Below are 16,519 nucleotides of genomic sequence, written 5' to 3' on the forward strand. Positions count from 1 at the left end.
GACATAAGAAATCAGCCCCGGTACCGAGAGGTACCGGGGCTGATTCGTTCTTCGTCGTCAGGACACGCGACGAGAGGTGGCCATGGCGCGGTCGACCTCCCAGAAGGCGCGCAGCGCGGCGATCTTGCCCTCGGCGTCGACCTTGTAGGTGAACACGCCCTCGGCATCGATCACGTGGCCAGCCATGGTGGTGCGGATCTTTCCGGTGAAGGCGATCTCGTTGCCGCAGGCGAAGGAGTCCTCGAAGAGGAATTCGATCGACTCGGTCAGCGCGATCGCCTTGTCCCAGAAGCCGCCGATCGCCTCGTGGCCGCGGTGGCCGACGCCCTCGGGGTCGAAACCCGAAGGGCCGACGGGATCTTCGACGATCCCGTCCTCGGCGAACAGGGCGACCCAGGCCGCCCGGTCCTTGGCGCGTACCGCGGCCTGGGAGGCCAGGCCCGCCGCGCGCGCCGAACGGTCTACCGCTGTCTCCGTCATGGCTTTTCCTTCGCGACGATCGGGTCGGCGATGTATTTCTCGGCGAACTTGCGCAGCGAATCCTGCTTGGCGGCCAGCTCGCCGTCGAAGCCGATGCCGTCGGACAGCCACGGCACCACGATGGTGTCGGTGACGCCGGCGTCGGCCAGATCCTGGTAGCCGCCGCGACCGAACTTGTCGATGCACACGGCCTGGATCTCGAAGGGCACCTCGGACCGGTCGTACTCGGCCCGCAGCTCGCGCAGGGTGTCGATGGTGGTGACCAGGTCGTCGAACTTCATCATCGCCGAGGTCCAGCCGTCACCGATGCGGGCGGCCCGGCGCAGGGCCGGACCGGTGTGCCCACCGATGTAGAACGGCACCCGCTCGCTCGGCGCCGGGCTGATCTGCAGCTCGCCGAAATCGAAGAACTCGCCGTGGTACTCGACCATGCCGCCGTCGAGCACGAGCCGGATGATCTCGATCATCTCGTCGACCCGCGCGCCGCGGCGGGCGTAGGGCACCCCGCACCACTCGAATTCCTCAGGGGCCCAGCCGATGCCGATGCCGAAGCCGAAGCGGTTGCCCGACATGTTCGCGATCGAGCCGACCTGCCGGGCCAGCAGCAGCGGATTGCGCGAGCCGAGCTTGAGGACGTTGGTGTAGAACCGCAGGTTCGTGGTCACCGCGGCCATGGAGGCCGCGGCGATCAGCGGGTCGACCCACGGTGTCTCCGGCCCCCAGAACCGGCTGCCGTCCGGGGTGTACGGGTAGTCGGCGGCCTGCGACTTCATGTAGAACAGCGAGTCGGGCAGGCCGATCGAGGTGAACCCGCATTCTTCGGCCGTCTTGGCCAGCTCGGTCAGCTGGTCGAGCGGGCTCAGCGCGATTCCGAGGGTGAATTTCATTCCGGGCGCTCGCTTCCCACGACCCACATCGAGAAGTACTGGGAGCCACCGCCGTACGCGTGACCCATGGCCTTGCGGGCATTCTCGACCTGGTACGCACCGGCCCGGCCCATGACCTGCTTGGCCGCCTCGGCGAAGCGGATCAGGCCGGAGGCGCCGATCGGGTTGGAGGAGAGCACGCCGCCGGACGGGTTGACCGGGATGCGGCCGCCGATCTCGGTCTCGCCCTTGTCGGTGAGTTTCCAGCCCTCGCCTTCGGCGGCGAAGCCCAGGTTCTCCAGCCACATCGGCTCGAACCAGGAGAACGGCACATAGATCTCGGCGACGTCGATCTCCTCGAGCGGGTCGGTGATCCCGGCCGAGGCCCACAGCGCGGCGGCCGCGTCGCGACCCGCCTGCGGGTTGACCTGGTCACGACCGGAGAAGGTGGTCGGCTCGGTGCGCATCGCGGTCCCGTGCACCCAGGCGACCTTCTTGCCCTCGGCCTCGACCGCCGCCGCGGCCTCGGCATTGCCGATCACGATGGCGCAGGCGCCGTCGGAGGACGGGCAGGTCTCGTCGAAACGGATGGGGTCCCACAGCATCTGGGAGGCCAGCACCGAGTCGAGGGTGATGTCGGGCTGGTGCAGATGCGCGAGCGGATTCTTCGCGCCGTTGCGCCGGTCCTTCACCGCCACCATGGCGCCGATGTGCATCGGGGCATTGGAGCGGCGGATGTAGGAGCGCACGTGCGGGGCGAAGTAGCCGCCTGCGCCCGCGCCGACCGGCATGGTGAACGGCACCGGAATCGACAACGCCCACATGGCATTCGATTCCGACTGCTTCTCCCACGCGATCGCGAGAACCTTGCCGTGCACGCCGGCCTGCACCAGATTGGCGGCGACGACGCCGGTCGAACCGCCGACCGAGCCCGCGGTGTGCACGCGCAGCAGCGGCTTGCCGATGGCGCCGAGCGCTTCGGCGAGATACAGCTCGGGCATCATGACGCCCTCGAAGAAGTCGGGCGCCTTGCCGACGACGACGGCGTCGATGTCGTCGATGGTCAGGCCCGCGTCATCGAGCGCTCGATCGATCGCTTCACGGCACATGCCCGCCATGGACACGTCCGCGCGCTTCGTCACGTGATGAGTTTGGCCGGTGCCGAGCACCGCCGCGGGGAAGCTCATCGTGCCTCCGATTCCAGAACGGCGACCAGGTTCTGCTGCAGCGCGGGGCCGCTGGTCGCATGAGCGAGGGTCCGGTCGGCGGTGCCGGAGATGATGGCCGTCGCGGCGTTGCCGATCCGCTCCAGGCCTGCCGCGAACATCGGGTTGGCCGCGAGCGCACCGCCGGACCGGTTGACCGGGGTCTCGGGAGACAGGCCGATCGCCTCGGCCAGGATCAGCTGCTGATGGCTGAACGGCGCGTGCAGTTCGGCCAGGTCGAAGGAGGTGTTGCCGCGGGTAGCCGCCGCGGCCGCCCTGGTGGTGGAGGGCGAGCGGGTCAGGTCGCGGCCACCGAGCGCCTGGGCGTCGATATTGTGCGCGATGCCGGTGATCCACGCCGGACGCTCGCACAGCTCCCTGGCCCGATCGCCGACAGCGAGCACGATCGCGGCCGCGCCGTCGGTGATCGGGGCGATGTCGTGCGCGCGCAGCGGATCGGCGACATACGGTGCGGCGAGCAGGGATTCGATGTCACCACCGGCGACGGCGGCCATCTCGCGCTCGGTCCAGCGGCCCGCGTCCAGCCCGGCACGTGCCTGCAGGCCCGCGACCGAGACGGAATCGGGCCACAGCGGGCCGACCAGATACGGGTCGAGCTGCCTGGTCAGCACCTGACGCAGCGTGCCCGCCGACGACTTGCCGAAGCCGTACACGAGCGCGGTCTGCGCCTGCCCGGAGAGCAGCTTCACCCACGCCTCGTAGAGCGCCCACGCGGCGTCCATCTCCACGTGCGACTCGTTGATCGGCGGCACCGCGCCGATCGCGTCGACCGCGGAGATGAACGAGAACGCCCGCCCCGCCAGGTAATCCGAGGACCCGGAGCACCAGAAGTCGATATCGGTCTTGCTGATGCCGAGGTCGGCGTAGAGCTGCTGGAAGCACGGCACGAGCATCTCGACGCCGTTGGTGGTGCCGAAGGTCTCCGGCACGTGCGGTGCGTGGGCGAACCCGACCACCGCGATTTCTGGTGTACTCACGTCGCCTCTCAGAGGTGGTGCTGGTAGGACTCGTACGCGGCATCGGGCTCGCCGGTCGGCCGGAAGTGGTCGATATTGGCCAGCGCGTGGCCCCATTCCTCCCGCGGCTTCCACACGGCTTCGACCCGCATGCCCATGCGGACCTCGGATGCCTCGCAGCCGAGAACCAGGTGCAGGAACGGGATGTCGGCGCCGTCGAGCAGCACGTAGGCGGCCACATACGGTGGCTTGATCCGCTGGCCGAGGAACGGCACGTTCACGATGCAGAAGGTGGTCACCGTGCCCTTGTCGGGCAGCTCGACCAGATCGTCGGTCGGTGTGCCGTCGGTCGGGTTGGCGCCGCGCGGCGGGAAGTACACCCGCCCGCCCGCTTCGGAACGGCCGCCGATCAGCTTGCCCTCGGCGAGGCCGCGCAGGTAGACGCTCTCCTGCGGGGAGGCCGTGTGTTTGTAGCTCATGTCGACGGGCGTGGTCAGCATGGTCACCGGCTCGGCGGTGTCCTCGGACGGTGCCGCGACCTCGGCGCCTTCGCCCGGCTCGAAGCAGGCGATGTCCTGAATCGTGCCGGTGCGCTCGTCGGCCCAGCGCACCCGCACGCGCATTCCCGTGCTCACCTGGCTCGGGTCGGTCACGTCCAGCGCGTGCAGCATCGCCGTGTCGGCCCCGTCCAGCTGGACGAGAGCCCACGCGAACGGGCGGTCGAACGGCTGCCCGGGCAGCGGCTCGGCCACCCATGTCCACGACTGCACCGTGCCGGTCGTCTCGACCTGGACCAGCTCGGCCAACGGGGCCGAGGTGATCGGGTCGTATTCCTGCGCGGGCACCAATACCCGGCCGTCACTGCCGCGCACGCCGAGTATCCGGCGGTCGCGCAGTCCGGTCAGAAAGGCGCCGATGACAGGTCCGACGGACCTGGTGTAGTCGAACTGCACCCGGAGGGGTGCACTCAATACTTCCACTGCGGTATTCCCCTGGGTCACGATATCGAGTAGAACAGGTTCTTATTCTGCTTGCAAGGATTCGCCGGAAAGGGCGTCGGTCATGAAATTCGGACTGCAACTCGGTTACTGGGGTGCGCAGCCGCCCGCCAACGCCGGCGAGCTGGTCGTCGCGGCCGAGGAAACGGGGTTCGACGCGGTGTTCGCCGCCGAATCGTGGGGCTCGGACGCGTTCACTCCGCTGGCCTGGTGGGGGTCGTCGACCGAGCGGGTGCGCCTCGGTACTTCCGTCGCGCAGATGTCGGCCCGTACGCCCGCGGCGGCCGCGATGCACGCGCTCACCCTCGATCACCTCAGCGGCGGCCGGGCCATCCTCGGCCTCGGCGTCTCCGGTCCGCAGGTGGTGGAGGGCTGGTACGGGCAGCCGTTCGCCCAGCCGCTGCGGCGCACCCGCGAGTACGTCGACATCGTGCGCAAGGTGCTGGCCCGCGAGGCTCCGGTGACCTCCGACGGTAAGCACTATGGCCTGCCCTACGCCGGGCCCGGGGCGACCGGCCTCGGCAAGCCGCTCAAGCCGATCGTGCATCCACTGCGCGCTGAGCTGCCGATCTGGCTGGGTGCGGAGGGTCCCAAGAACGTCGCCCAGACCGCCGAGATCGCCGACGGCTGGCTGGCGATCTACTACGCGCCGCGCCTGGCCGGCATGTACAACGAATGGCTCGACGAGGGGTTCGCCCGGCCGGGCGCCCGGCGCAGCAGGGCCGATTTCGAGATCGCCGCGAGCGCCCAGGTGGTCGTCACCGACGATCCGGCGGGCGAGATCGAGCGGATGCGCTGGGTGACCTCGCTCTACATCGGCGGCATGGGCGCGCCCGAGCTGAACTTCCACGCCCAGGTGTACAAGCGGATGGGTTACGGCCCCGAGGTCGACGAGATCTCCGCTCTCTTCCAGGCGGGTCGCAAGGCCGAGGCCGCCGCGGCGGTGCCCGACGAGCTGATCACCGACACCGCCATCTTCGGCGACGAGGCCCATGTGCGCTCGCGGTTGAAGGAATGGGAGGACGCCGGGGTGACGATGATGCTGATCTCGGTTTCGGATGCCGATCAGATGCGTCGTCTCCAAACCCTTGTATCGAGTTAGAACACGTTCTAAATTCGATGGGGTGAGCAGCCAGCAGACAACGGAAGTCCTCGGACTGTGGAATATCGCCGCGGCCGATCCCGAGCGGATCGCCGTCGTCGACCCGGACGGCAGGGAGATCACCTATCGAGAATTGGCCACCCTCGCCAACCGCTACGCCAACGGACTACGCGGCATCGGATTGCGCACCGGCGACGTGGTCGTCAGCATGCTGCACAACGGTGTGGAGGCGATCGCCGCGTACTTCGCCGCGTATCAGGCGGGCCTGTACATCGTCGCGGTGAACTGGCACCTCACCGCGCCCGAGATCGCCTACATCCTCGGCGACAGCGACGCCTCGGCCTTCCTGGCCAGTGAGCGGTTCGCCGCCACCGCCGCCGAGGCCGCCGAGCTCGCCGAACTGCCCGCCGAAGCCCGCTTCTCGGCAGGCGTCATCGACGGCTTCCGGCCGGTCTCCTGGCTCGGCGCCGCCGACCCCGGCCGCCCGGACGAGCGTTCGGTCGGCGCGCCGATGCTCTACACCTCGGGAACCACGGGGCGCCCCAAGGGCGTTCGCCGCCCGCTGACCGGCGCCGATCCCGATCAGGTCCCCGCGCCGAACAAAGCCTTCTTCGCCCTGTTCGAGCTCGCGCCCTACGACGACCACGTGCACATCTGCGGCTCGCCGCTCTATCACACGGCCGTGCTGAACTTCTCGACGATCTCGATCCAGATGGGCCACAAGCTGGTGCTCATGGACAAGTGGGATCCCGAGGACATGCTCGCGCTGATCGAGCGCCACCAGGTGACCCACAGTCACATGGTGCCCACCCAGTTCCATCGCCTGCTCGCCCTGCCCGAGGACGTGCGCGCCCGCTACGACGTGTCCTCGCTGCGCAGCATGGTGCACGGCGCGGCGCCGTGCCCGCAGCAGACCAAGCGGCAGATGCTCGACTGGTGGGGTCCGGTCGTCACCGAGTACTACGCGGCCACCGAGGGCGGCGGCACGGTGATCAACGGGACCGAGTGGCTGAACAAGCCCGGTTCGGTCGGCAAGGCCTGGCCGTGGTCGGTCATCAAGATCCTCGACGAGACCGACGGCACCGAATTGCCCGCGGGCAAAGAGGGCATGGTCTACATGAGGATGGGCGCGTCCAGCTTCGAGTACCACCACGCCAAGGAGAAGACCGAGGAGTCGCGCGTCGGTGACCTGTTCACCGTCGGCGACATCGGCTACCTCGACGAGGACGGCTACCTGTTCCTCTGCGACCGCCGTTCCGACCTGATCCTGTCCGGCGGCGTGAACATCTACCCGGCCGAGATCGAGGGCGTGCTGATGAGCCACCCGAAGGTGGCCGACGTGGCGGTTCTCGGTGTGCCCGACCCGGATTGGGGCCAGCAGGTCAAGGCGTTCGTGCAGCCGGTCGACGGTACCGCCGGCGACGACGCGCTCACCGCCGAGATTCTCGAGTTCGCGGCCGGTCAGCTCGCCAAGTACAAGCTGCCCCGCACGGTGGAATACCGTGCGGAGCTGCCCCGCGACCCCAACGGCAAGCTGTACAAGCGCCGCCTGCTCTGAAAGATGTTCCCGCTCAGACGGCTTCGCGCCACTCCGGCGCGAGCCCGAAGAGCGGGAACAACTTCTCGGTGTCGAGGAAGAAGTTCAGGCCCGAGATGGTGTCGCCCTCGAGCTCGAGCACGGTGATCGACCACGGCACCCATACGCCGGGCTCGCCACTGGGCTTGTAGTGACCGAAGGCAGGCAGCCCGTTCGCGCCTTCCAGCGGCACCATGCGCGAATCGCGGCACGCGCTGCCGGTGCTGAGCATGAACGCGGCCACATTCTCCGGCCCGGAGATCCAGAGATCGAAGGGCGGCATCGACAGCGCCACATCGGCTTTGAGCAGAGTGGTGAGCGCGTCCATGTCGTAGGCCTCGAACGCCTTCACGAAATCGTCGACCAGCTTGCGCTGCTCGGGATCACCCTCGTCGAAACCGTCGGTGACGGTCGGCTGCACCTTGGACATGGTGGCGCGCGCCCGTTGCAGCGCGCTGTTCACCGACGCGGGCGACATCATCAGCGCCTCGGCGGTCTCCCCCGCGGAGAAGCGCAGCACCTCGCGCATGATCAGGATCGCGCGCTGGGTGGCGGGCAGGTGCTGGCAGGCGGCGACGAAGGCGAGGCGCAGCGTGTCCTTGGTCGAGGCGTGCTCGGCCGGGTCTGCGCCGAAGGCGAGCGCGTTCGGGATCGGCTCGATCCACACGTAGTCGGGCTGCGGGGCGGGCAGCGGCGAATCCGGGCGGCCCGGTCCGTTGAGGTCCATCGGCCTTGCCCGGCTCTGCGGACGATCGAGCATGTCCAGACAGATATTGGTGGCGATCTTGTACAGCCACGAGCGCAGACTGGCGCGGCCCTCGAACGAATCGTAGGAGCGCCAGGCGCGGGTGAAGGTCTCCTGCACCGCGTCCTCGGCCTCGAACGAGGAGCCGAGCATGCGGTAGGCGTACGCGCACAATTCGCGCCGGTGGGTTTCGAATTCGGCCAGCACTGCGGGATCGGGGCCGGTGGTAGCGGTTGTGGCGTCGCTCATAGTTTCCCACGATGCCACAGGGGTCCGACAGCCGACAGAGGTGAAAACAGACCGGCGAGATTTGCGAACTTTGCCCGGCGCGATGAATTCCAGTGAGCCGTCACGTCTACATGTTCGAGACCGCAACGACGCCACGAAAGGCTGATACCCATGAGCAGCAAGATGATCTTCATCAACCTCCCCGTCGCCGACCTCGACCGCTCGAAGAGCTTCTACGAGGCGCTCGGCTGGAAGGTCAACGAGGATTTCACCGATCAGAACGCGTCGTGCATCGTCATCGACGACAACATCTGCCTGATGCTGCTGACCAAGCCCTTCTTCTCGACATTCAGCACTCGGCCGATCGCCGACACGATCAACACCGCCGCCGCGGGCTACGCGCTCTCGCTGGCCAGCGTCGAGGAGGTCGACGCGCTGACCGACGCGGCCGTCGCCGCGGGCGCGACCGAGCAGACCAACGAGGACAAGCGCGCCCAGGAGGCCCAGGTTGGCATGCACGGCCGCACGTTCCTCGACCCCGACGGTCACCAGTGGGAGCCGTTCTACATGAACTACCCGGGCGCGTAGGCACCCGGCCGAACAGGGCGCGAGGCGGATGGCTCGCGCCCTGTTCGCGGTGACTACTGCCCGGTGAAGTTCGGCTTGCGCTTCTCCGCGAAGGCGCGCGGCCCTTCCTTGGCATCGGCTGACCGGAAAACCTCCATGCCGATCTTCGCCTCGATGGGGAACGCCTCGTTCTCCGGCATCGCCTCGGTTTCGCGCAGCGTGCGCAGCATCGCCTGGACGGCGAGAGGGCCGTTGTCGGCGATCTGGCCGGCCAGCGCCAAGGCCTTGTCGAGGGCGGTTCCGTCGGGGACCACGTGGCCGATCAGGCCGATCTCCTTGGCCTCGGCGGCAGTGATGTGCCGACCGGTCAGCAGCAGATCAGCGGCCACCGTGTACGGGATCTGCCGGGCCAGCCGCACCGCGGAACCGCCGAGCGGGAACAGGCCCCAGCGGGCCTCGGAGACGCCGAACTTGGCGCTTTCCCCGGCCACGCGCAGGTCGGTGCCCTGCAGGATCTCGGTGCCGCCGGCGATGGCCGGGCCCTCGACTGCCGCGATCAGCGGCTTGGCCAGTCGCCGCCCCTTCAGCAGCGCGGGGAGGTAGGCCGGGTCCCAGCTGCCCGCGGAGGCGGTGTCCCCCGGATGCTGCGAGCTCATCGCCTTCAGGTCCATCCCCGCGCAGAAGGCCCCGCCCGCGCCGGTGAGGATCGCGACGCGGATATCGGGATCGCTGTCCACCTGGTCCCAGGCATCGCGCATGATCGCCATCATCTCGCCCGACAGGGCGTTGCGCGCCTCCGGCCGGTTCATCGTGACGATGAGGACGTGATCGCGCTTCTCGACCAGACAATGCGACATTTTGGATATCTCCTGACGTTCGACCTTGTCAGAAACAGTAACACGTTCTATTTTTGTTCCTGTGAGCTACAACATAGCCGATCTCGTCGAACACGCCGTCGACCTGATGCCCGACCGGATCGTGCTGGTCGGCGAACATCGCGAGTCGACCTACGCCGAACTGGAGGAGCGGGCCAACAAACTGGCCCACTACCTGCTGGAACAGGGTGTGAAACCCGGCGACAAAGTCGGAATCTACTCCCGCAACACCGTCGAAGCCGTCGAAGCGATGGTGGCGATCTTCAAGGCGCGGGCGGTGATGATCAACGTCAACTACCGCTACGTCGAGAACGAGTTACTGCACATCTTCGACAACTCGGACATGGTCGCGCTGATCCATGAGCGTCGCTACTCCGACAAGGTCGAGGCGGTCCGCTCGAAGGTGCCCGGTCTGAAGACGGTGCTCGTCGTCGAGGACGGCACGGACGCCCCGACCTCGCCCGGCACGGTGGAGTACGAAGCGGCGCTGGCCGCGTCCTCCGGCGAGCGCGACTTCGGCGAGCGCTCGCCCGACGACATCTACATGCTCTACACCGGCGGCACCACCGGCCTGCCCAAGGGCGTGATGTGGCGGCACGAGGACGTGTGGCGGGTGCTCGGCGCCGGCATCAACTTCATCACCGGCGAGTACACCAAGGACGAGTGGGAGCTGGCCAAGATCGGCGCGGCCAACCCGCAGATGGTGCGCTTCCCGATCCCGCCGATGATCCACGGCGGCGCGCAGTGGGCCACCTTCCACAGCCTGTTCGGCGGCGGCAAGGCCGTGATGATCCCCGAGTTCAGCGGGCACGGCGTCTGGCAGGCCGTCGACAAGCACAAGATCAACCTGATCTTCATCACCGGTGACGCGATGGCGCGGCCGATGCTCGACGCGCTGGAGGAGGGGAACCCGGAAACCGGTGAGCCCTATGACCTCTCGTCGCTGTACGTGCTCGCCAGCAGCGCGGCGCTCTTCTCGCCGCCGCTCAAGGACAAGTTCCTCGAGCTGCTGCCCAACCGCCTGCTCACCGACTCCATCGGTTCCTCCGAGACCGGCTTCGGTGGCCTGGCGACGATCGCCAAGGGCCAGACCCACACCGGTGGCCCGCGGGTGAAGATCGACGCGGCCACCCAGGTGCTCGACGAGGAGGGCAATCCGGTCGAGCCGGGTTCCGGCGTCGTCGGGCTGCTGGCGCGCAGCGGGCACATTCCGCTCGGCTACTACAAGGACGAGGTCAAGTCGGCCGCGACGTTCAAGGAGTTCAACGGGGTTCGCTACGCCATCCCCGGCGACTTCGCGCGCGTCGAGGAGGACGGCACCGTCACCATGCTCGGCCGTGGTTCGGTGAGCATCAACAGTGGTGGCGAGAAGATCTACCCCGAAGAGGTCGAGGGCGCGCTCAAGGCGCATCCGGACATCTTCGACGCGCTGGTCGTCGGCGTCGAGGACGCGCGCTGGGGCCAGCGGGTGGTCGCGGTGGTGCAGTGTCGCGAGGGCAAGCGGCCGAGTCTGGCCGACCTGAAGCCGGTGCTGGCCCAGGAGATCGCGTCGTACAAGCAGCCGCGCAGCCTGTGGTTCGTCGACGAGATCAAGCGCTCGCCCGCGGGCAAGCCGGATTACCGGTGGGCCAAGTCGCAGACCGAGGAGCGGCCTGCCGACGAGCACGCCGAGGCGGGCTCCGCGTAGCGGGTTCGAACAGCAATGGGCCCTTCCGGCAATGTCGCCGGAAGGGCCCATTTCTTTCAGCGGTTGCCGAGTTCGGCGAGCTGGTAGGCCAGTTTGCCGCGGACCGCGGGGATGCCGGTGAGCAGGCGCATCGCGGTATTGCGCAGGGTGCGGGCCGGGGCCGACTGGAGGGTGGCCATGCGGGTCATCCGGTCGGTGAAGGCGACGACGTCGAGAGCGACCGGCCTGCGTACGGTCTCGTACTCGTCCAGCAGCGAATCCGGCGCGCCGGCAGCCACTTTCGCCAGCAGCCCGGCGAGCATCGCGGCGTCCTGGATGCCGGTGTTCATGCCCTGCCCGCCGGCCGGGCTGTGGACATGCGCGGCGTCGCCAGCGAGCAGGATGCGGCCCGCGCGGTAGTGGTCGGCGACGCGGTGGTGTACGCGGAAGCGCGAGCTCCACAGCACCTCGTCGACGTGGACCTCGCCCGCCGGTCCGCGGGCGTCGAGGAGGGTCTGGATGTCGTCGCGGGTGGGGTGCTCCGGTGCCTCGTCGACGGTGGCGACGACGCGATACCGCTCCTGCTCCGGATCGGGCAGCGGCGCGACGACGGTGACGCCCTCCGGTGAAAGATGCAGCGAGACTTCGGTTCGCGGCGTCGGCCAGCTCATCCGCACATCGGCCAGGATGAACGACGCGGGGTAGGTGTCGCCGGTGAAGCCGATGCCCGCCTGTTCGCGCACCACGCTGTGCATGCCGTCGGCGCCGATCACGTAGTCGGCGGTGATGGCGCCCGCGGTGTTGTCGGCGGTGGTGTATTCGACGGTGACACAGCCGTTCTCGTCGCCGACCCGCTCGACGGTGATCGGCCGGTGGACGGTGCCGCCCAGCTCGTGCAGCCGGTCGAGCAGGACCTGCTCGGTGACATCCTGGGGGATCATCAGCGTGTAGGGGTAGGCGGTCGGCAGGTCACCGAATTCGACGGTGGCCAACGTTTTCGGGCCGTCGTGCACCTTGAAGGTGGGAACCTGGATACCGCGCGGGAGGAGTTCCTTCGCGATGCCGAGTTCGTCGAGGACCTCCAGGGTCCTGGCGTGCACGACCGCGGCGCGAGAAGTGTTGGCGCCCTCGCTCAGCCGATCGATGAGGACATGGTCGACGCCCGCTTCGGCGAGCACGATCGCGGCGGTGAGACCGGCGGGGCCCGCGCCGACGATGACGACGGAAGTGGCTTCGGGCAGGGAGGTGGCGGTCATTGCGACTCCTGGTCAACGCGTGTGTGCCAACGCTTGTAGGCATAACGGTAAACCCGGCCGTAGATGAAAGTCAACAGTTGTTGGCCTACACTTGTTGGCATGACTTCCGCCGACCAGGAGACCCCGGCCCGCCGCTCGGACGCCACCCGCGCCGCCATCCTCGCCGCCGCGCGCGCCCGCTTCGCCACCGACGGCTACGCCAAGGCCACCATCCGCGCCATCGCCGCCGACGCCGCGATAGACCCGTCGATGGTCATGCGCTACTTCGGCTCCAAGGACGGCCTCTTCGCCGCCGCCGCCCAGATCGACCTGGACCTTCCCGACCTCGGCGCCGCAGACCCGGACACCATGGGTGAGTTGGTGATTCGCCGCTTCCTCACCATCTGGGAGGAGAACGACAACACCGTCCTGCTGATCCTGCTCCGCTCCTCGATCACCGACGACGCGGTGGCCGCCCGCTTCCGCGAGGTCTTCGCCCAGCAGGTCCTCCCCGCCGTCCTCCGCTTCGGCACCCCCGCCGACGCCCCCCGCCGCGCAGCCCTGATCGTCACCCAACTCCTCGGCCTGGCCCTATGTCGCTACGTCCTGCGCATTCCCCCGGTAGTCGACCTGACGCCGTCGCAAATAGTCACCGACATCGCCCCCACCCTCCAGCGCTACCTGACTTCGACTCCGGTTGACAGGCCGTGCGTACTGTGAGGATGTGGACCAGCCGAGGGAAGCTGCGGATAGTGAGCGCCGGTTCGACGAGGCGTCAGCGCACGTGCTCCATGCGAGTGGCGAGCAGAATCGTCGGCTAGCGGAAGGTGCACGTTCGGCTGAGCCCGTGCTGGAAGAGACTGACGCCGTGCGGGCGGACGGTCAGGTGGGCGCGCTGTCGGAAGACTTCGCAACGCGCCATCGAGATCTGTTGAATCGGCTCGCCGAGTAGGTGTGGCTGCAGACCGATTGGGTTATGAGGCGAGGAGCGGGCCGTACTTCTGGCGAGCGGCTTCGCCCGAAGTGCCGACTTCGGCGCCGATGGTCGACCATGGCACGCCACGCTCTCGTGCGGCGGCGACGCCGTCGATGACCTGACGTTCCGCTTCGGCCCTTGCGACCACAGCCGCTCGCAGGGCAGCGAGCGCGGCGGGGTCGCGCTCGTCTTCTGCCCGCGGCTCGTAGTTTTCGAATCGCCTCGCCAGGTCGTCGGCGTGGGCGAGGATGTCTTTGGTTGTACGCGGCATGTTCATCACCTCAGAAACTTCGGCCGGGCTTCCATAGCGTGGATGATGACGTGGGAGTCGGTACTGGTCACGTAGCCGACTTCCAGCATCGTCGCGTCCATTGCCGGTCCGATGAGCATGATGAAACCGTCATCGAGATCGAACGCGGCGACCGCATTGTTGAAAGCGTGCACCATGTCGCCGGAGTCGATGCCGTGCTTGTAGGCACTTGACGCGATCACCGGCTCCGGCTGCTTGGCTACAAGTTACCTTGCCGTACTTGGCTCTCGCAAGGTTACTCCTTCGACGCCAGTTCGGCGCCGAGGGAGAGGAGGTGGGGTGTCGCGCCGCCGAGGGCGAACTCGTGGTGTTTGGCGGCGGTGAAGTAGTTGTGGACGATGTGGTCGCGGTCGATGCCGAGGCCGCCGTGGACGTGGACGACGGTGTGGGCGACCTTGTGGCCCGCGTCGGCAGCCCAGAACTTGGCGATGTGGATGGACTCCGCAGCGGGGAGGTTCTCGGACAGGCGCCAGGCGGCCTGGGTGACCGTCAGGCGCAGGCCCCCGATGTCGATGTAGGCGTCGGACAGGCGTTGCGCGACGGACTGGAAGGAGCCGATCGGCTTGCCGAACTGTTCGCGGGTGCGGGTGTGCTCGGCGGTCAGCTCGAGTGCGCGTTCCAGGGTGCCGAGCTGGAGCGCGGAGAGGCCGAGCCAGGCGTGTTCGCGCAGCCAGGTGAGGATGTCGGCGCCGGATTCGCCGGTGCCGAGCAGTGCGGCGGGGGTGCCGGCGAGTTCGACGACGAACTCGGGGCTCAGGTCGACGACCTGCTGGGCGGTGCGGGTGACCGAAGCGTGGTCCGGGTCGACCACGAAGACGCCGACACCATGGGAGGTGATGGCGGGCACCAGGATTCGCTCGGCGCGATCGGCGTAGGCGACGGTGGTCGCGGTGCCGGTCAGCGTCCAGGCCGCACCGGCTGGCTCGGCGACGATGCCCGGCGCGGCGGTGGTGGCGCGCAGTTCCTCGGCGAGCGCGGCGGTCAGCACGATCTCGCCCGCGCCCGCCCGCGCGGCCAGCTGCTGCTGGTCGGCATCGCCGAATTTCGCCAGCGCACCGGCGCCGACGACGATCGACCACAGATAGGGCACCGCGGCGACAACGCGACCGAGTTCACGCAGGATCGCGGTCTGCTCGAGTATGCCGAAATCGCTGCCGCCCAGGGCTTCCGGTAGCGCGGCGGCGAGCACGCCGGTCTCGGCGAGCGACTTCCACAGCTGCTCGTCGTAGCGGCCCGCGGTGTCGAGTTCGCGCAGGCGGTCGGCCGTGACGAGCTTGGCGCAGATCTCGCCGGTCAGCCGGGCGAGATCGGTCTGGGCTTCGGTGGGTGTGAAATCCATGAGGGAATACCGGCTTTCGGGATCAGCGGGCGGAAGCGGGCTGGCGCAGGGCGGTCATGGCGATGATGTCGCGCTGCACCTCGTTGGTGCCGCCGCCGAAGGTGAGGATCAGCGCGGCGCGGTGCATCCGCTCGAGCCTGCCGAGCATGACCGCGCCGGGGGAGTCCTGGCGCAGGTAACCGTGTGAGCCGACGACCTCCATCAGCAGGCGGTAGGCCTCGGTGGCCAGCTCGGTGCCGTAGACCTTGCACGCGGAGGCGTCCCACGGCTTGGGCGCCGCCTCGCCACCCTGGTCGGCACGGCTGGCGATCTCCCAGTTCAGCAGCTTGAGGTATTCGACCTTCGCGTAGACGCGAGCCAGGTTCAGGCGCACCCACTCCTGGTCGATCACCCGCTTGCCGTCGGGACCGGTGGTCTCGCGCGCCCACTGCACCGTCTGGTTGACCGCGAGCGAGAGCGGCCCGGCCGAGGTCAGCGCGACGCGCTCGTGGTTGAGCTGGTTGGTGATCAGCGACCAGCCGCCGTTCTCCGGCCCGACCATCGACGACGCGGGAACCCGCACGTCCTGGTAGTAGGTGGCGCTGGTGTCGGGCCCGGCCATCGTGTGCACCGGCGTCCAGGAGAATCCCTCGACGTCGGTGGGCACGATGAACATCGTGATGCCCTTGTGCTTCTTGGCCGTCGGATCGGTGCGCACCGCCAGCCAGATGTAGTCGGCGTAGGCGATGAGGCTGGTCCACATCTTCTGGCCGTTGATGACGAAGTCGTCGCCGTCGCGCACCGCGGCGGTGCGCAGCGATGCCAGGTCGGTGCCGGCGCCCGGCTCGGAGTAGCCGATGGCGAAGTGCAGCTCACCGGAGGCGATCTTGGGCAGGAAGAACTTCTTCTGCTCCTCGGTGCCGTACTGCATGATCGTCGGCGCGACCGAGTTGAGCGTGAGGAACGGGACGGGCGCGCCCGCGATCGCGGCCTCCTCGACGAAGATCAGCTGATCCATCGTCGTGCGGTCCTGGCCGCCGTACTCCTTCGGCCAGCTCAGCGTCAGCCAGCCGTCGCGGCCCATCTGGCGCACGACCTCGCGGTAGACATTGCCCTCGCCGTACTCGCCGGTCTGCAGGCTCAGCGCGGCACGTCGTTCCGGCGTCATCAACCGGGCGAAATATTCGCGCAGCTCGGCGCGCAATTCTTCCTGCTGCGGCGTATACGCGACGCGCATGGGTCCCTACCTCGGTCTCTGCTGCGAAAACGGACGCGGCGGGGCGCAGGGGATGGGCCCCGCCGAAACCGATCATTGCATACCAACTGGAACATGTTCCAGTATTGACAGTGAATCGACAGCTGTTCCCGCTTCGCGGGCGTACTGTCTGGGTTAGT

The 16,519-nt window shown here is 68.1% G+C and carries 17 protein-coding genes; 5 read left to right on the forward strand and 12 right to left on the reverse strand.

The window, feature by feature from the left end; genetic code table 11:
• Nucleotides 1-57 precede the first annotated feature (57 nt).
• The 5 genes from ACWF9G_RS10395 to ACWF9G_RS10415 are packed head-to-tail and all read right to left on the reverse strand — an operon-like array spanning nucleotide 58 to nucleotide 4,529.
• Nucleotides 58-480, reverse strand: coding sequence for a nuclear transport factor 2 family protein (locus ACWF9G_RS10395; protein WP_379306441.1), 423 nt, complete (start codon nucleotides 478-480; stop codon nucleotides 58-60).
• Complete coding sequence (locus tag ACWF9G_RS10400; RefSeq protein WP_379306443.1) at nucleotides 477-1,367, reverse strand: TIGR03619 family F420-dependent LLM class oxidoreductase; 891 nt, start codon at nucleotides 1,365-1,367, stop codon at nucleotides 477-479. The genes ACWF9G_RS10395 and ACWF9G_RS10400 overlap by 4 nt, the downstream gene beginning before the upstream one ends.
• Nucleotides 1,364-2,533: a thiolase domain-containing protein gene (locus ACWF9G_RS10405; protein ID WP_452514820.1), complete on the reverse strand. Its 1,170-nt coding sequence runs from the start codon at nucleotides 2,531-2,533 to the stop codon at nucleotides 1,364-1,366. The genes ACWF9G_RS10400 and ACWF9G_RS10405 overlap by 4 nt, the downstream gene beginning before the upstream one ends.
• Complete coding sequence (locus ACWF9G_RS10410) at nucleotides 2,530-3,549, reverse strand: thiolase domain-containing protein (RefSeq protein WP_452514821.1); 1,020 nt, start codon at nucleotides 3,547-3,549, stop codon at nucleotides 2,530-2,532. Before ACWF9G_RS10410 ends, ACWF9G_RS10405 begins: the two co-directional genes overlap by 4 nt.
• An 8-nt stretch (nucleotides 3,550-3,557) precedes the next feature.
• Nucleotides 3,558-4,529: a Zn-ribbon domain-containing OB-fold protein gene (locus ACWF9G_RS10415; RefSeq protein ID WP_452514822.1), complete on the reverse strand. Its 972-nt coding sequence runs from the start codon at nucleotides 4,527-4,529 to the stop codon at nucleotides 3,558-3,560.
• Nucleotides 4,530-4,590: 61 nt separating this feature from the next.
• On the opposite strand from ACWF9G_RS10415, the gene ACWF9G_RS10420 reads away from it, so the two are divergent.
• A complete protein-coding gene (locus ACWF9G_RS10420; RefSeq protein WP_452514823.1) occupies nucleotides 4,591-5,628 on the forward strand; it encodes an LLM class F420-dependent oxidoreductase in 1,038 nt (345 codons plus the stop codon).
• A gap of 22 nt (nucleotides 5,629-5,650) precedes the next feature.
• Nucleotides 5,651-7,186: an acyl-CoA synthetase gene (locus tag ACWF9G_RS10425; RefSeq protein ID WP_452514824.1), complete on the forward strand. Its 1,536-nt coding sequence runs from the start codon at nucleotides 5,651-5,653 to the stop codon at nucleotides 7,184-7,186.
• Nucleotides 7,187-7,199: 13 nt separating this feature from the next.
• On the opposite strand, the gene ACWF9G_RS10430 is transcribed toward ACWF9G_RS10425, so the two are convergent.
• Nucleotides 7,200-8,198, reverse strand: a complete 999-nt coding sequence (locus tag ACWF9G_RS10430; RefSeq protein ID WP_379306455.1) for a sigma-70 family RNA polymerase sigma factor — start codon at nucleotides 8,196-8,198, stop codon at nucleotides 7,200-7,202.
• 150 nt (nucleotides 8,199-8,348) lie between these two features.
• Between ACWF9G_RS10430 and ACWF9G_RS10435 the strand changes: the two genes are divergently transcribed.
• A complete protein-coding gene (locus ACWF9G_RS10435; protein ID WP_379306457.1) occupies nucleotides 8,349-8,765 on the forward strand; it encodes a VOC family protein in 417 nt (138 codons plus the stop codon).
• Nucleotides 8,766-8,818: 53 nt separating this feature from the next.
• On the opposite strand, the gene ACWF9G_RS10440 is transcribed toward ACWF9G_RS10435, so the two are convergent.
• Nucleotides 8,819-9,601: a crotonase/enoyl-CoA hydratase family protein gene (locus tag ACWF9G_RS10440; RefSeq protein ID WP_379306459.1), complete on the reverse strand. Its 783-nt coding sequence runs from the start codon at nucleotides 9,599-9,601 to the stop codon at nucleotides 8,819-8,821.
• Nucleotides 9,602-9,662: 61 nt separating this feature from the next.
• Here ACWF9G_RS10440 and ACWF9G_RS10445 point away from each other — a divergent pair, with 61 nt between their 5' ends.
• Nucleotides 9,663-11,306, forward strand: coding sequence for an acyl-CoA synthetase (locus ACWF9G_RS10445; RefSeq protein WP_452514825.1), 1,644 nt, complete (start codon nucleotides 9,663-9,665; stop codon nucleotides 11,304-11,306).
• A 56-nt stretch (nucleotides 11,307-11,362) separates the two neighbouring features.
• Here ACWF9G_RS10445 and ACWF9G_RS10450 read toward each other — a convergent pair whose 3' ends face one another.
• Entirely contained in the window at nucleotides 11,363-12,541 is a 1,179-nt protein-coding gene (locus ACWF9G_RS10450) for an FAD-dependent oxidoreductase (RefSeq protein ID WP_452514826.1), read from the reverse strand.
• Nucleotides 12,542-12,640: 99 nt separating this feature from the next.
• Here ACWF9G_RS10450 and ACWF9G_RS10455 point away from each other — a divergent pair, with 99 nt between their 5' ends.
• Nucleotides 12,641-13,240, forward strand: a complete 600-nt coding sequence (locus ACWF9G_RS10455; RefSeq protein WP_452514827.1) for a TetR/AcrR family transcriptional regulator — start codon at nucleotides 12,641-12,643, stop codon at nucleotides 13,238-13,240.
• Nucleotides 13,241-13,494: 254 nt separating this feature from the next.
• Here ACWF9G_RS10455 and ACWF9G_RS10460 read toward each other — a convergent pair whose 3' ends face one another.
• The 4 genes from ACWF9G_RS10460 to ACWF9G_RS10475 are packed head-to-tail and all read right to left on the reverse strand — an operon-like array spanning nucleotide 13,495 to nucleotide 16,361.
• Nucleotides 13,495-13,767, reverse strand: a complete 273-nt coding sequence (locus tag ACWF9G_RS10460) for a hypothetical protein (protein ID WP_379306467.1) — start codon at nucleotides 13,765-13,767, stop codon at nucleotides 13,495-13,497.
• A 5-nt stretch (nucleotides 13,768-13,772) separates the two neighbouring features.
• Entirely contained in the window at nucleotides 13,773-13,988 is a 216-nt protein-coding gene (locus tag ACWF9G_RS10465; RefSeq protein ID WP_379306469.1) for a hypothetical protein, read from the reverse strand.
• Between the two features lie 53 nt (nucleotides 13,989-14,041).
• The gene (locus tag ACWF9G_RS10470) at nucleotides 14,042-15,145 is read right to left on the reverse strand and encodes an acyl-CoA dehydrogenase family protein (RefSeq protein WP_452514828.1); all 1,104 of its coding nucleotides are present in this window, start codon (nucleotides 15,143-15,145) and stop codon (nucleotides 14,042-14,044) included.
• Nucleotides 15,146-15,167: 22 nt separating this feature from the next.
• Nucleotides 15,168-16,361 (reverse strand): acyl-CoA dehydrogenase family protein, encoded by a 1,194-nt coding sequence (locus ACWF9G_RS10475; RefSeq protein WP_379306473.1) that lies wholly within the window; start codon nucleotides 16,359-16,361, stop codon nucleotides 15,168-15,170.
• Nucleotides 16,362-16,519: the final 158 nt, after the last annotated feature.

The sequence above is a fragment of the Nocardia sp. NPDC055029 genome, from assembly GCF_053608525.1.

What these genes read in the sequence shown, in the direction of transcription:
- ACWF9G_RS10395 (WP_379306441.1), bottom strand. Translation starts at nt 480, where the DNA reads ATGACGGAGACAGCGGTAGACCGTTCGGCGCGCGCGGCGGGCCTGGCC.
- ACWF9G_RS10400 (WP_379306443.1), bottom strand. Translation starts at nt 1,367, where the DNA reads ATGAAATTCACCCTCGGAATCGCGCTGAGCCCGCTCGACCAGCTGACC.
- ACWF9G_RS10405 (WP_452514820.1), bottom strand. Translation starts at nt 2,533, where the DNA reads ATGAGCTTCCCCGCGGCGGTGCTCGGCACCGGCCAAACTCATCACGTG.
- ACWF9G_RS10420 (WP_452514823.1), top strand. Translation starts at nt 4,591, where the DNA reads ATGAAATTCGGACTGCAACTCGGTTACTGGGGTGCGCAGCCGCCCGCC.
- ACWF9G_RS10430 (WP_379306455.1), bottom strand. Translation starts at nt 8,198, where the DNA reads ATGAGCGACGCCACAACCGCTACCACCGGCCCCGATCCCGCAGTGCTG.
- ACWF9G_RS10435 (WP_379306457.1), top strand. Translation starts at nt 8,349, where the DNA reads ATGAGCAGCAAGATGATCTTCATCAACCTCCCCGTCGCCGACCTCGAC.
- ACWF9G_RS10440 (WP_379306459.1), bottom strand. Translation starts at nt 9,601, where the DNA reads ATGTCGCATTGTCTGGTCGAGAAGCGCGATCACGTCCTCATCGTCACG.
- ACWF9G_RS10450 (WP_452514826.1), bottom strand. Translation starts at nt 12,541, where the DNA reads ATGACCGCCACCTCCCTGCCCGAAGCCACTTCCGTCGTCATCGTCGGC.
- ACWF9G_RS10455 (WP_452514827.1), top strand. Translation starts at nt 12,641, where the DNA reads ATGACTTCCGCCGACCAGGAGACCCCGGCCCGCCGCTCGGACGCCACC.
- ACWF9G_RS10460 (WP_379306467.1), bottom strand. Translation starts at nt 13,767, where the DNA reads ATGCCGCGTACAACCAAAGACATCCTCGCCCACGCCGACGACCTGGCG.
- ACWF9G_RS10470 (WP_452514828.1), bottom strand. Translation starts at nt 15,145, where the DNA reads ATGGATTTCACACCCACCGAAGCCCAGACCGATCTCGCCCGGCTGACC.
- ACWF9G_RS10475 (WP_379306473.1), bottom strand. Translation starts at nt 16,361, where the DNA reads ATGCGCGTCGCGTATACGCCGCAGCAGGAAGAATTGCGCGCCGAGCTG.